Origin of the sequence: Reichenbachiella faecimaris (assembly GCF_900176375.1) — a bacterium.
In the GTDB taxonomy this organism is placed as follows: domain Bacteria; phylum Bacteroidota; class Bacteroidia; order Cytophagales; family Cyclobacteriaceae; genus Reichenbachiella; species Reichenbachiella faecimaris.
This window is the reverse complement of record NZ_FWYF01000002.1, coordinates 437,606-452,610: the sequence shown is the minus strand read 5'-3', so window position 1 is coordinate 452,610 and position 15,005 is coordinate 437,606. Positions and strand designations below refer to the sequence as shown.

The 15,005-nt window shown below is 39.6% G+C and carries 10 protein-coding genes; 6 read left to right on the top strand and 4 right to left on the bottom strand.

The window, feature by feature from the left end; all coding sequences use genetic code 11:
- Positions 1–39: 39 nt before the first annotated feature.
- Together B9A58_RS09820 and rlmB are read left to right on the top strand one after the other, a co-directional pair.
- Positions 40–1,194 (top strand): GWxTD domain-containing protein, encoded by a 1,155-nt coding sequence (locus B9A58_RS09820; protein WP_245827076.1) that lies wholly within the window; start codon positions 40–42, stop codon positions 1,192–1,194.
- Complete coding sequence (gene rlmB / locus B9A58_RS09815) at positions 1,173–1,946, top strand: 23S rRNA (guanosine(2251)-2'-O)-methyltransferase RlmB (protein WP_084372672.1); 774 nt, start codon at positions 1,173–1,175, stop codon at positions 1,944–1,946. The genes B9A58_RS09820 and rlmB overlap by 22 nt, the downstream gene beginning before the upstream one ends.
- On the opposite strand, the gene B9A58_RS09810 is transcribed toward rlmB, so the two are convergent.
- Positions 1,943–3,016 (bottom strand): mannose-1-phosphate guanylyltransferase, encoded by a 1,074-nt coding sequence (locus B9A58_RS09810; RefSeq protein ID WP_084372671.1) that lies wholly within the window; start codon positions 3,014–3,016, stop codon positions 1,943–1,945. The genes rlmB and B9A58_RS09810 overlap by 4 nt on opposite strands.
- A 241-nt stretch (positions 3,017–3,257) precedes the next feature.
- On the opposite strand from B9A58_RS09810, the gene recQ reads away from it, so the two are divergent.
- The 4 genes from recQ (at position 3,258) to B9A58_RS09790 (ending at position 8,555) form a co-directional block, all read left to right on the top strand.
- Positions 3,258–5,447, top strand: a complete 2,190-nt coding sequence (gene recQ / locus B9A58_RS09805; RefSeq protein ID WP_084372670.1) for a DNA helicase RecQ — start codon at positions 3,258–3,260, stop codon at positions 5,445–5,447.
- A gap of 78 nt (positions 5,448–5,525) precedes the next feature.
- Positions 5,526–6,803, top strand: coding sequence for a phosphoribosylamine--glycine ligase (gene purD, locus B9A58_RS09800; protein WP_084372669.1), 1,278 nt, complete (start codon positions 5,526–5,528; stop codon positions 6,801–6,803).
- Positions 6,804–6,895: 92 nt separating this feature from the next.
- Positions 6,896–8,062: a PSP1 domain-containing protein gene (locus B9A58_RS09795; RefSeq protein ID WP_084372668.1), complete on the top strand. Its 1,167-nt coding sequence runs from the start codon at positions 6,896–6,898 to the stop codon at positions 8,060–8,062.
- 4 nt (positions 8,063–8,066) lie between these two features.
- Positions 8,067–8,555 (top strand): gliding motility lipoprotein GldH, encoded by a 489-nt coding sequence (locus B9A58_RS09790; RefSeq protein WP_084372667.1) that lies wholly within the window; start codon positions 8,067–8,069, stop codon positions 8,553–8,555.
- Position 8,556: 1 nt separating this feature from the next.
- Here B9A58_RS09790 and B9A58_RS09785 read toward each other — a convergent pair whose 3' ends face one another.
- From B9A58_RS09785 to B9A58_RS09775, 3 genes are read right to left on the bottom strand one after another with little or no spacing between them, the layout of a single operon-like run.
- Positions 8,557–12,582, bottom strand: a complete 4,026-nt coding sequence (locus B9A58_RS09785; protein WP_084372666.1) for an AAA domain-containing protein — start codon at positions 12,580–12,582, stop codon at positions 8,557–8,559.
- A 57-nt stretch (positions 12,583–12,639) separates the two neighbouring features.
- The gene (locus B9A58_RS09780) at positions 12,640–13,554 is read right to left on the bottom strand and encodes a ComEA family DNA-binding protein (RefSeq protein ID WP_084372665.1); all 915 of its coding nucleotides are present in this window, start codon (positions 13,552–13,554) and stop codon (positions 12,640–12,642) included.
- 47 nt (positions 13,555–13,601) lie between these two features.
- Positions 13,602–15,005: a hypothetical protein gene (locus tag B9A58_RS09775; RefSeq protein WP_139793823.1), complete on the bottom strand. Its 1,404-nt coding sequence runs from the start codon at positions 15,003–15,005 to the stop codon at positions 13,602–13,604.

The following is a 15,005-nucleotide window of genomic DNA, read 5'->3' as shown; positions in this document are numbered from 1 at the left end:
TTCAAAAACTTCCATACAGCTATAGTTCTATTTCTCTTGATGGTATCGAGACCAAATGTGGATGCCCATGATCTAACCAAAGAAAACTTTAGCTATCTCTACAACCACGATCCAGTCAAAATCGATTATCAAATTGCGAAGCAGGACTCACTTTATAAGCTGATATTAACATTTCATTTGGTGAAGGTGTTACCATCAGACAAACTCGATGGATTTGAATTGTATGAGCAGAAAAAAATTAATTCTGGTCAAGAAACACTGATTCAACCCATAGCTGTAAAGGTTGATTCCGGGTTTATCAAGAATGTGATTGAACTGGACTTCAGTGCTAGTGACGAAAATAATTATTTGGTGGTCAAATTCTCATTCTTGGAAAAGCCTTACCTGTACGGAATTCCTATCAATGAGTCGCTCGGCTTTCCTCTTTCCAATATTATTTATGGAGGAGATAATGAGGCCATGTTCTATAATGGATATAAAAAATCAGACTCTGTCTGGTTTGAGGACATTGATGACAACACTGAAGGTGAGCAATTTTACGCTTACCTGTATAAAGAAGATTTTCCTGCCGCCATTCCTCCAATGGTTGTCGATGGTGTGGCCTCAGGTGAAATGTTGCAAATAAAAAAACGGATTGCCTTTAGACGAGGTATGATGCTCAACGAGGCTGATTATTTGTATTTCGTTCAGAATGATACCGTATCAGATAAAGGGGTATCTATATTGAGTCACAAGGAATATTACCCGCGCAACAAAAAAACAGGGGAATTGATTGAGGCTTTAATGTACATCTGTACTGGTGATGAGTATGAGGAATTGAATAATGCAGATGATCAAAAATTGGCTTTTAATAATTTTTGGTTGAGTCATATAGATGATAAAAAACTAGCCTCTGAGACCATCAAGAAGTATTTCCGCGCTGTGAAATTTGCCAATGCACTATTCACAGATTACAAGAATGGATGGAAAACCGACAGGGGTATGATTTACATTGCTTTTGGGCCACCAGAAGTAGTGACTAAAAAAGAGGAGATAGAAATATGGGAGTATAAGACTTACGATGGTGATATAAAGTTTACTTTTGCCAAAACACGCAACTTATTTGTTCAATACCACTATTCCCTGATTCGCGAAAAATCGCTCAATAAGGCGTGGTTTACGGCAGTACAAAAATGGAGAACCGGAGATTTGTAAAAAGACCCCTAAAAAAGGAAGAACCAGACAATATGGTATTCGGCACGCGTGCCGTCATTGAAACCATCAAATCAGGTAAAACTGTTGAAAGAATTTTTCTGCAAAAGGATCTGAAAAATGATTTGACTAAGGAGTTAGTGGAGTTGTTGAGAGGCTCAATGGTTACGGTGTCAAAAGTGCCTGTGGAAAAACTCAACCGACTGACCAGAAAAAATCATCAGGGTGTAGTAGCCTTTGTTTCTCCAATTGACTTTGTCACCCTTCACAACATTGTAGCTAATAGTTATGAAAATGGTTTAGCACCTTTGGTTTTAATTTTGGATCGAGTCACGGACGTTCGAAATTTTGGTGCTATTTGTCGATCCGCAGAATGTGCTGGTGTGAACGGAGTAGTGATTCCGACCAAAGGTGGAGCAATGATCAACTCAGATGCTGTTAAGACTTCAGCAGGGGCTTTGAGCTATTTGCCTATTTGCAAAGAAGATAGCCTGACGCACTCGGTCAAATATTTGAAAGACAGTGGTTTTCAAATTGTCGCTTGTACTGAAAAAACGGACAAAAAAGTATTTGAGGCTGACCTATCAGTCCCCACAGCAATCATCATGGGGTCAGAAGAAGATGGTATTTCTGAAGAATTGCTTCAAGTGGCTGATGAAAAACTAATGATTCCAATCGTCGGCCAGATTGATTCGTTAAATGTGTCTGTGGCAGCTGGAGTTATACTTTTTGAAAGTATGAGGCAACGAGGTTAAAGGTATTTGTCCCCTTTTAATTTTTTGGCCTGAGCTACATATTCTCGAAACTGCGCATCCTGATCTTTTTTACAGACAATGAGTACGTCAGAAAAATCTCCAACCAGATAGCCTTCTAGATTATCCAATACAATTAACCGCTTGGTCTCTGATTTTACTATGTTGTCTCTGCAGTCACCAAGTATTACTTGACCATCTACCACATTGTCATTCTCATCCTTTTCCCTTATTTCATGAAGTGAATTCCAAGAACCCAGATCTGACCAGTCGAAAGTGCCTTGGACAACATACACCTCAGATGATTTTTCTAATATCCCATAGTCGATAGAAATATTTTCGCACTGCGGGTAAATTTGATCGATATAGGTCTTCTCATCTAACTCGTAATATTTCGAATTCCCCTCTGCAAAAGCTTCAGCTATATCAGGCAATGAATTTTCAAATGACTGCACAATAGCAGAAATAGACCATACAAAAATGCCAGCATTCCACACAAAATCTCCACTCTCTAAAAATTTCTTGGCCAAAGCCAATTCAGGCTTTTCAGTAAAAGTTTTAACTTTTTTTACTTCAGACTTGTCGTTAATATATTGGATGTATCCGTAGCCTGTTTCTGGACGATTGGGTGTGATACCAACAGTCAATAGTTTGTCGGACCCTTGTGCAGCATTAGTGGCAGTTTTAATTACGTTCGTAAAATTCTCTTCTTGAAAAATGACATGATCAGCTGGAGTCACAACCATCACGGCATTGGGATTTTTCTTACGGATTTTATAAGCTGCGTATGCAATGCATGGTGCAGTATTTCTTCTGGCAGGTTCAGTCAGGATATGCTCAGGATTTATGTCTGGCAACTGTTCTTTTACCAAATCAGAATAACTGTCATTAGTTACTACCAATATGTTATCTTTGCTTGCCGTTGGTAAAAAACGTTGGTATGTCATTTGTAGTAGTGATTTGCCATTGCCCAATACATCAATAAATTGTTTGGGTCTTGAGTTTCGACTATACGGCCAAAATCTGCTTCCAACACCTCCTGCCATTATTACTACAAATACTTCTGATTTCATCCCTTTTTAATTTAAAACGGATGGCAAATATAGAAGGAGAATAATAGTATGCGTAACTAATCGAGTAAAGAATTAGTAATAGGATCGTGATAGGATCATTCGGTTTCAATTGATTTTATCATGGTATTTGTATAATTTAAATAATAATTAACCAGCGACCGGAAACGAAATTTTGCAAGGCTAACTGAGGTTAGCTCATTTTTTGTTAAATTATGTATCCGGTATATAAATTGAGAAGAAGATGATTGCATGCCAGGAGGATGAACTGAGGGGAAAACTGAAAGAAATATTTGGCTTTAGTAATTTCCGAGGTAACCAAGAACAAATTATTACCAACCTACTTTCAGGTAGAAATACATTCGTATTGATGCCTACAGGAGCGGGAAAATCGTTATGCTATCAATTGCCCGCGATTATCCGAGAGGGAACAGCCATAGTCATATCACCATTGATTGCACTGATGAAAAATCAGGTAGATCAACTGAATGCGTTTGGGGTGAACGCCCAATTCATGAATTCCACGCTCAACAAGACTGAGATGAGACGTGTGAAAGAAGATACCCTTTCTGGCGTGGTGAAACTGTTGTACGTGGCACCAGAATCTCTCACAAAAGAAGAAAATATTGAATTCCTTTCTCAAGCAAATATCTCTTTTGCTGCCATAGACGAAGCACATTGCATTTCTGAATGGGGACACGATTTTCGGCCAGAGTATAGAAAAATCAAGTCTATTATAGGCCAGTTTGGCGACATTCCAATCATTGCATTGACAGCTACGGCTACGCCAAAAGTTCAATTGGATATACAGAAGAACTTACAAATGGAGGAGGCTGATGTTTTCAAGTCTTCATTCAATAGAAAAAACCTTTACTATGAAATTAGGCCTAAAGTTGATGTAAAAAAACAGTTGATTAGGTTTGTCAAAGAACAAAAGGGAACCTCAGGTATTATCTATTGTCTGAGCAGAAAAAAAGTAGAAGAAATAGCTGAGCTGCTCAAAGTCAATGATGTAAATGCTGCGCCCTACCATGCTGGATTGGACAGCAGTGTTCGAATGAGGCACCAAGATGGTTTCCTCAATGAAGACATTGATGTTATTGTAGCAACTATCGCCTTTGGGATGGGAATAGACAAGCCAGATGTCCGGTTTGTGGTACATTATGATGCGCCGAAATCTTTGGAAGGCTATTATCAAGAAACTGGACGGGCAGGTCGTGATGGATTAGAAGGCAAGTGTATCCTATTCTATACGTTAGATGACATCATCAAACTTGAAAAATTTAATAAGGACAAACCAGTAACAGAAAGGGAAAATGCCAAACTTCTGCTAGAAGAGGTTTCTTCTTATGCTGAATCTTCTGTGTGTAGAAGAAAGCAACTGCTCCACTATTTTGGTGAAGAATATCTTGACCCTGATTGCACTGAACAGGGTCTTTGCGACAACTGTGCACATCCGAAAGAGATATTTGAAGGAAAGGAGTTTATAAAGAAAGTAATCAATACGGCGATAAAAACAGAAGAGCGTTTTGGCATCAAACATCTTGTGAATGTCATTCGAGGAATCGAAAGTCAATATGTAAAAAGTTATGACCATGGCAAGTTGGATGTGTTTGGTATTGGCAAGGACGAGACTGAAGTTTTTTGGCGCTCTGTCGTTCGTCAAACCTTGCTCAATGAATTTTTGGTTAAAGACATTGAAAATATTGGCATTCTAAAAGTAACTGATAAAGGTCATGACTTTCTCAAGAAACCATTCTCTGTGGAGCTTTCAAGAGATCATGACTATACCGTTGAAAACTTAGATCATGACAATGGTGTGGATGCTAATGGAAAGGCTCATGATGAGGATCTTTATGATATTTTAAAAGGCATTCGCAAAAAAGTAGCAAAACAGAAGAACTTACCACCATACGTCATATTTCAAGATCCATCATTGGAAGAAATGGCCACTACCTATCCAACTACCAAAGAAGACTTGGCGCAAGTCAATGGCGTAGGAATGGGCAAGGTGATGAAATTTGGAAAACCGTTTATAGATGCCATTTCAAATTATGTAAACGAGAATGACTTGGAAACGGCTTCCGATGTAGTCATCAAATCTGCAGTCAACAAATCCAAAATCAAAATCTTCTTGATCCAGCAGATTGACCGTAAAGTCGATTTAGAGGAAGTTGCAGATATTAAAGGCATTTCGTTCGATGAGGTGCTAACTGAAATAGAAAACATTTGTTTTTCTGGCACTAAGTTGAATTTGGACTACTATATAGATCAATTTATAGATGAAGATCGTCAAGATGATCTGTTGGATTATTTTATGTCGGCAGATACTGATAGTTTGGATGTCGCCATGGACGAATTAGAATATGATGGATACTCAGAAGACGAGGTGCGACTGATGCGAATCAAATTCATGTCTGAATACGCCAACTAGACCCCAGAAAATTTCTCAATTCCGTAGCCGATTCATGAATTGGATTAATTTTGCTCCTCAGTAAAATCGAATGAATTCATGAACATACTTGTGATAGGAGCTGGAGGACGCGAACACGCCTTGGCATGGAAAATCAAACAAAGCCCAGAATGTAATGATCTATTTGTAGCACCAGGAAATGCGGGTACAAGAGCCCTGGCAGAAAACCTAGCTATAGGTGTAAATGATTTTGAGGCCTTGGGAAAGGCTGTTCTTGATAAAAGCATTGACTTAGTCATAGTTGGTCCAGAGGAACCTCTAGTGAAAGGCATTCGAAATTACTTTGCCTCCAACGAACAATTGAAAAATGTTTTGATGGTAGGCCCAGACGAAGTTGGAGCGCAATTGGAAGGAAGCAAGGATTTCTCCAAGGCCTTCATGGTGCGCAACAATATTCCTACGGCGGGTTCTTTGACGGTTACTGCCAGCAACCTTTCAGAAGGCTTGGATTTTTTAAAGAAAGTAGAGGCACCTTATGTGCTCAAGGCTGACGGCCTAGCCGCAGGTAAAGGAGTGATTATCACCAGTGATATCAAAGAGGCTGAAGACTCTCTCAAGGAAATGCTTGACGGTCAGTTTGGTGCGGCTAGCAGCAAAGTATTGATAGAAGAGTACCTGCATGGTATTGAGCTTTCAGTTTTTGTGTTGACGGATGGCAAGTCATATATGACCTTGCCAGAGGCAAAGGATTACAAGCGCATTGGGGAAGGAGACACAGGTCCCAATACTGGTGGTATGGGGGCTGTGTCTCCAGTATCGTTTGCAGATGAGACCTTCATGAAAAAGGTGGAAGACAAGGTCATTAGACCAACTGTGGGTGGATTACAGGCAGATGGTATTGATTTTATTGGGTTTCTCTTCATTGGACTAATGAATGTAAATGGAGAACCTTATGTCATAGAGTACAACGTGAGAATGGGCGATCCCGAAACAGAAGTGGTGATGCCAAGAATTCAGTCAGATATGCTTTCGCATTTGACGGCAGCTGCCAAAGGCGAATTGGACAAAGAGCAGTTAGCAATAAAACCTGAGACAGCTACTACTGTGGTAGCTGTGGCTGAAGGGTATCCTGGTTCTTATGAAAAGGGTAGAAAAATGACCGGCCTAGATCAAGCGTTCAAGGGCATAGTTTTTCATGCGGGTACGGCTCCAGACGGAGATCAGGTGGTGACTAATGGAGGAAGAGTAATTGCTTCAACAGGCTTAGGCTCTGATATTCAATCAGCTCTTGATCAATCTTATGAAAACCTTCAATCCATCCAATGGGAGGGTATGAATTTCCGAAAGGATATTGGTCAGGATTTGTTGTCACTCTGACAAAGATCAGGTTAGAAAAATATACCGTCATTTGATAAGAATGGGGATGACAAATCTTCATTATATTTAAGGCTTATAAAAGCAAGTACAAGATGTCGGGATGCAGTACTTGCAGCACATTAACTGCTGCAGACGGAAGTGTAAAAGGATGTAAAAGCAATGGAGGTTGTAGCAGTGGCGGCTGCAACAAGATGAATACTTTTGACTGGCTCTCCAATATGGAGACTCCTGCCAAATACCAATTCGATATATTCGAAGTTAGATTCAAAAATGGCCGTAAAGAATTCTTTCGGAATTCGAACGATCTTGAAATATACCCTGGTGATCCAGTGGTCGTAGATGTACCCAATGGACATCATGTAGGCTATGTATCTTTGCAGGGAGAGTTAGTCCGCCTTCAGATGAAAAAAAAGAAGGTAAAAGACGATGACGAAATACGCAGCCTGTATCGCGTGGCCTCACAAAAGGATCTTGAGAAATTCGAATCAGTAAAGAATAGGGAAAACCCCACCATGTTTCGCTCTCGTGAGATCATTAATGAATTGAAGCTCGAAATGAAGCTGACGGATGTCGAATATCAGGCGGATAACTCTAAGGCAACGTTTTACTATTCTGCCGACGAAAGAGTGGATTTCAGGGAGTTGATTAAAAGATTGGCGGGAGAGTTTAAGATTAGAGTGGAGATGCGCCAAATTAGCCTTAGACAAGAAGCGGGCAGGTTAGGAGGAATTGGTTCCTGCGGGAGAGAACTCTGTTGCTCTACGTGGTTGTCAGATTTTAAAAATGTATCTACCTCGGCTGCCAGATATCAAAATCTATCATTGAATCCCAGTAAGTTGTCTGGTCAATGTGGACGTCTAAAATGTTGTCTCAACTATGAATTGGAAACTTATATGGATGCCCTAAAGGACATTCCAAAAGTGGAAACTGGTTTATTGACAGACAAAGGTGAAGCACGCTTACAAAAAACAGATATCTTTAGAAAGATCATGTGGTTTGGGTATAAGAACGACAATGCCTGGATTGCGCTAGATACAGAAAGGGTAAAAGAAGTTCAGAAACTAAACGCTGACGGTAAAAAACCAGAGACCTTGCTGGAAGATAAGGTAGGTGGTGAAAACCGAGAGTCCCAATCACTAAATAGTGATTTGGAGCGAATGGACAAAAAATTCCGTAAAGGTGGGAAGCCAAAAAATAAGAACCGTCGCAACAAGAAGCGAGGGGGTAAAAATAAATTCAACAAGAAAAAACCTGATTAACCTCATGTTAAAATCTATCTATCAACTTTTGGTCGCGGTCAGCATTTCCCTGTCTATTGTGGCTTGTAATGGCAATACGGTTATTGATGAGCAGTCTGATATACAGGAGGGGCTTTGGCATTTGGATTCTTTGGTCGCCTTTCAGTTCGAAATAGAGGACACTACTTCAAGCTATCAAATTCAATACAACGTAAGATATGCCGTGAATTATCCTTATTATAATCTCTTTTTGAAATACTATCTCGAAGATTCTACTGGAGAAATTTTGTCTTCAGAACTACAGGAATTGATTCTATTCGATAAGAAAACGGGAGAACCCATGGGTGAAGGCTTAGGAGACCTATTTGACCGAGGAGTACCAGTATTTGAAGATCAGAAGTTTTCCAATCCAGGGGCTTATACGTTTAAAGTTAAGCAGTTCATGAGAATGGAGCAATTGCCTGGAATCTTATCATTTGGGTTGAAGATTCAAAAGCCTGAAGAATCAGAATAAGCTATTCGTCGATTGCTCGCGTGATCATTCTGTTGATTCTTTCTTTGACGTGCTCTGCGTCCATCCAATATTGTCGACTTGATATCATGTTGAATGTCCAATTTTTTTGTTTCAATGTGAATGGTCTATAAACATGAGATGCTTTGATGGAAATATCATGATGATATAGGTCATCATCTGTGATCAAAGCGGCCAAATACTGATCCTTGTATTTTAATGCTATGTCCACATAGGGCAAGGTATGATCCATTTCCAAGGTTTGAAAGTGCTCAAAACCAAGCGCCTCAATTCTGTTTTTAAGGAACCACGCAGCTGAGTGGTTGTCGTTGGTTTTTTCAGCAGGAGTTTGTGTCCTTTCAGAAATAGCGTATGCGTATTCCAAATATTTTTTAAGCAGCTTGGGGCCTTCATTTTTCGTGTCTTCTACACGGAGTTGCTGTGGCATAATGCTGGTAACTAAATAGATTTTTTCTCGTGCTCTTGTAATAGCCACATTTAATCGGTTTTCACCTCCCTCGGCGTTCAAGCTTCCAAAGTTCATGTTCATTTTCCCTTTGAGATCTGGCGCATAGACGGTTGAGAAAATGATTACATCTTTTTCATCACCTTGGATGTTTTCAATGTTCTTAACAATTAGCGAATCGGGTAATGCAAAGCGACGCTCAAGCGAATACTCTTCAAGAAAATCCAGCATATACATCTGTTGAGTGGCGTTAAAAGTTACTACGCCTATTTCCACATCTGGATTGCTTTTGAGCAACTCTTCAATAATTTGAGCTACTTTTTCAGCTTCTTCGCGATTCGTATTATTTTGCCAGAATCCCTCGACCTTTACATAGTCAATAGCTGTTTGCTTCTTGTTCAGGTCATTAAAATCAGGAAGCATTTTTAAACGTTGACCATAAAAATGTTCATTCGAGAAACGAATCAAATCCAGATTTTTACTTCGATAGTGACCATTGAGTTGCACCTGCATGAGGTATTGGCTGCCAAGATTGAGCAATGAATCAAAATCCAGTTCTACCACATCTTGATCATTGTCTTCTTCCCACCTGACTTTATATAGATCATTTGGCCGAAGCTGTTTGTCATCACCAGCAATCACCACTTGTTTACCTCTATACATAGCAGGGAGCCCCTTTTCCACAAAACATTGGGAGGCCTCATCAAATATCACGAGATCAAAAATTTTCTCCATTGGAAAAATAGCTGAAGCAGATTCTGGAGAGGCTAACCAACAAGGAATCAAATCAAACACCTCGCGAGGGTAGTTGGCGATTACTTTTCTAACAGGCCAAATTCTTCTTTTTTTGGTTACCTGATGAAAGATATCTCTATATGTCACACGGTTGTTTAGTCGGTTGTATTCTACATTTTTATAAACCCGTTCACGGGATTTGAGCAGGAGTATTTCTCTGCTCATACGTAATTTTTCTTTTACACAATTTTGCAATTCCGTTTGCATGTCTTCAAATTTTTGAGAGGACACTGTACGCAGTATTGGGAATTTCAACTCGATATGCTCGATCCAGGCCAACCGCAGACTGTTGCCAAACAATTCCCACCATTGATTGGAGTCTACGCGTGGAGATTCTTCTGTGAGCTTATCTATAATTCTTAGCTCATCTGCTGTAAAATCAGCTTGTAGTTTGTCAAACTCACAGAGGGAATCAAAATCCTGTTTCAATGAAGAGAGTAATTGCTCTACATCCAATTGACCAGCAAAAATCAAACGCAATTGAGGAATGGAAAAGTAGATTTCCCACTCCTTCAATTTTTTACCTATAGGCTCCAAAGCGGTCAATAAGCTACTCAGTTTGTTGGTATATTCTGCCTGATTTAGCGTAAGTGGTGAGATGTATTCGTTCATGTGACGTATACCATCCAAAGTCTTTTGAGCTTCTGCAGCCTGCTTTTGGTAAAAGAACCAATTCTTGATTTCAATTTTGGAATAGATCTGAGGAAAGGGTCCCAGGGCTGGCTCACCTTTCAATAGACTCAGATTGTGTTCCAGATTTAGCCTGTTGTCAACTTTTTGCACCAGTGTATCAAATCCAGCTCTATCACTTTTTAGCCCATTGTTTATAAGGACTCTGGTGATAAATATTTTGTCTTTAGAAAAAAGCTTCCACCTTAGCCATTTAAAAATGCTTTTTCGGGCATCCAGACTTCTATCCAATGCTTCTTGAAAACGACCAAGTTCTTCAGGTTTTAGCGAAAGTTCCGCACCTGCACCTTCATAAGACTGCAAAACTAATTTTTCAGTTGCCACCAATTGCTCTTTACTTACTACTCGCTGCGCATTGCGAAGAACTAAATTGAGGGTGTTATAAGCCAGTGGATCTTTGAGTACAGAAACCAAATGTTCGATTTCGGAATATTTCTTTATGATCTCTACGGCATCTTCGAAAGATACTTTTTTTCCAATGGCTTTTTCAGTTACTGTTTCAAGCACATGGATATATGGTTTGATCTCGTCGAGATGTTTGGAGATGAGATTGAGATCTGAGACAGTGTAATTGGTGAATGGCCGTCTGTTGAACCATGGGTGGTGTTCGTTGAGAAAGCTTTCGCCATATTTACTAAAGGCAAACAGTTTCCTTTTGAAATCATCTAGTTCGTTAAATTTAAGATTTCGATACTCCAGATTGAGACCAATGGCTGGAGCATGTGGATCTGATGTGAGGTATAATTCCTTGACAGAAAGTCCACACTCCGACTCGTCAAAAAGACTGTCCTTAAATTCTGAAAGTTCCTCGTCGAGCTGATCGATTCGTCTACTGATTTTTAGAAAATTCCGTTCTAGCTGAATGGCATCAAGAGAATTATTTATGGACTGATAGTCTTCTAGCCTGTTAATCTGTCCTTCAAGTTGCTCGTAGATAGATTTGCGATCATTTTTAAAATCGTGAAGCAATCCTATGAAGTCATTGAGTGCTTTCTCTTTTAGTCTTTCAAAAACCACATCAAGAGCGGCCTTTTTCTGACTGACAACCAGCACATTTTTTCCTCTGGCTATGTAGTCTGCTACCAGATTGCAAATCAGCTGAGACTTTCCAGTACCTGGTGGGCCCTGTACTACAGCAGAATTGCCTTTTTTCACTGCTTTGATCACGTTCTCCTGATAAGCATCCATTTTAAAGGGTGTGAAAGTCTGATCTTCCTTTACTCTCTTAAGGAAACGATAGTAAGAGGTGTCTTTGTTTTCCGTTTCGTCAAGATTTCGTTCTGCAAAAAAATCTTCTAAGGTTGAAAGTTTGGGGTGTTCTAATAGCGTGAGGTAGTCTGGAACAAGATATGATCCTGCCTGAGGAAAAATGCCAACCACAGCCTCTGGGAATAACTTGAGCTCCCCATCTTTTTCAGACTGCTCCAAATCTGCCCGCTTGTATGTTTTAAAACTGTTTAACGAATCAGTGAAATTGTCCTGATTAAAATTAACTTCCAGTTGTTCTTCTTTTAATAATTCATAAAGGTCAGTTCTGAATCCTTTGCTTTCTTTGTCGAAATCATCAAATACTCTTTCTAGCAGATTTTCATTGGCCTTTAGTCCATTGAAATAGGCATAAGCCAATAGAAAGGATTTATTCATGGTGACGTTCACATCCTTTCGACTCACTAAGTACCAATCTTTTTTGTCAAAATCTAAAGCCACTGGAAAGAATAGTAGCGGACACCTGACCAAGGTGCCATCAGAAAATTTTCCTTTCACGAATGGCCACCCGACATATAAGTCCTTGGCTCCACGTTCTTCAAAAATCAGATGATCTTCACGCTTTAGCTGCTTTAGTTTTTGTGACAGTCGGTTAGAGTCCTGGTCTCTACTATTCTGAATTTCACATAGCGGAACTTTGGTTTTTCTGGAGAGGATACCCTCTAGTATGCCGAACGAAGATTCATTTCGGGCAAAGTCAAAGTCGTGAATATCAATGAACTGGCCTGCTGGCAGTTTAGGCAAAAAAAGGGAACGGCTGTTTCCCGATAAATTGGTAAGCCTTCGCAAGTAGGACTGAAGTATTTCTCTCATGAGATATGATCTGAACGTAAAATAGAAAAGGATATTGATTTTCCCTAAAAGCTATTCTCATTCTGTCCTTTCTACTTTCAGATAAGGAGCTATTCTTTGAAACAATGAATCCGAAATGGCATGAATTTTCTTTAAATCTTCTACAGACTGGTAGTCTCCGTGCTGTTTGCGATATTTCACAATGGCTCTGCTGGTTTTGTAATTCAGATAGGGATGTTTGGATAAGAGATTAATGGAGTCCTGATTGATACTAATTTTTTCAACTGAAGAGATGATAACCCCAAAATGACTTAACATGCGCAGGTATACATCCTCTTTTATGCCATAAACCTCCTTGAGTTGATCTGTGTTTGTAAATCCACCCAATAGCTCTCGATACTTGATGATACGGTCTGAAAGCACAGGCCCTATGCCCCTTACAATTTGAAGTTGAGATGAGTCTGCTAAATTTATGTCAAACTTGGCGGCTTCCTTTTCAATGACCATTTTTTCCACCACATTTTTAATTGGAGGGGCATTGCTTTTAGGTTTACGTCTAGATTTCGGGATTATGATGTAGTCATAATAAGCTGTTACCAGCTTTTTATTAATTCCGTAAATTTTCAGCAAATCCTCTTTTTTATTGAATGTACCACCTGCATTTCTATATTTTATAATGTTTTGGGCTGTTTTCTTTTTGAAACCAAGGGCTAGCCATCTTTCTTCGTCAATTTTATTTGGATTGAAAAAGGTGGGGGCGAAGGTGGTGTTATCTTCAGTCTTGAGTTTGCTTTTCGACTCTTCTAACCAGGCTTTCAACAGAAGCTCATCTTCCAATTGACTTTGCGAAGATTGATCATTTAATGCCTCTTTTAATAGAGTGGGGGCATAGAGAATGAGTAGAAGGATGGGCACTAAGATGATTAGGCCATTGGTCTCAGATGCAGAGAATCCAAAGAATAATCTGATTCTATTTTTAAGCTTGGTTAGCACAAAATAAAAATAGCATAATAACGCTAAACTTCCGAATAGATTTTTGTCTAGGGGATGGAGTCTTTTCTTTCATACGCCCCTATGTCGGGCATGGCATCTCGAAGTGTCCCCAGCAAGTCATGAGTAATAGAGGTTGTGGAGGCCTTGTCTCTGGCATTGGACAGAGAATCAATTTGATAATTAAATAAATTAGGAGAATAGAACCCAGGGTAGTTTTCTTCTTGACTAATGAAATTTCCTAATTCCACCCAAGCGTCTTGTTCAGACTTTATGATGTTGTTTTCGATTTGTACATCAGTAGCTGTATTTGCCGAAAGGTCAATGGCAAGCTCTTCTTCTTCTCTTCCCCAAATAATTGAGTTTGTTATTTCGATAGATAGATCATTGGCAAATTGCGATCCATTGCTGAATTCTAAATAATTCGTAAAACCCACTGAAGCTCCTTCTCGAGTAAACTCATTGGGTGTGTTAGAAAAGGTACAATGATTGAGAGAATAGCTCCCCCCTCCAAGTCCAGCAATAAGTTGATTCTGGCAATTGAATATTTCAAGGTTCTGAGCTGTAACATTTCCTGCGAAAGCGGCTATTCCAGACTCAGACATGTGTTGTATCGAGGTATTATTTATTAGCAATTCTGCCCCATTTCCGCTATTCAAATCAACTGCTAATAGCACACCGTTAGTGCCATTTTTGATAATGGAATGGTCAATCATATTACCTGTACTACCAGGGAAGAAGAATAAACTCCCCCATTGACCTGGAGCTACTTCATACTTAGGGTCAAGTCTTGTATTTGCAATCAGTATTTTTTCTTCTGCTGTTCCTTGCAAATGAAGGGTGCCTGCTATGGTGAAAAATGCATCATTGTCAATATAAATTTTCGTACCAGCTTCAACTGTCAACTGACACCCTGATTCTACCCATGCAGAGTCATAGATTACGTAGGGCCTGTCTTTGGTCCAAATTGCATCACAAGGAATGGCTTCATTGTTAATGAATATTGCATCCTGCCCCCAAGAAACAAGTTTGATATTTTCTGATCGGTCATTGTATGTCACTACAACTGAGTCTTTGACCAAAAAGGGCAGGTCTTGATTGTTAGGGTCGATCAAAACTTCAACCAATACCAATAGGCTATCTTCTCCAAAAATTGTTTCATCCTGAAATGATTTGCCTTTTACTCCATTTACTGTTATTGAGTAAGATGAGACCTCTCTGCTTCCTAAAGACAGCTGATTAAGTTTGATGGCTTTGTCGTGAGTGTTGTAGATTTTGAAACGCTTGGTAATACTGCCTACACTGCTGAAAAGGGTATCAAAGGTAACCGTATCAGTGGAATAAGAAAGTTGGAGGGCGTTGTCAGTCGATAGTTCTTCTACTGAAGGTTCACATCCCAAAAATACCCAGGGAAGTAAAACGGTTAACAATATAATGGGCTTAATCAGCTTCAA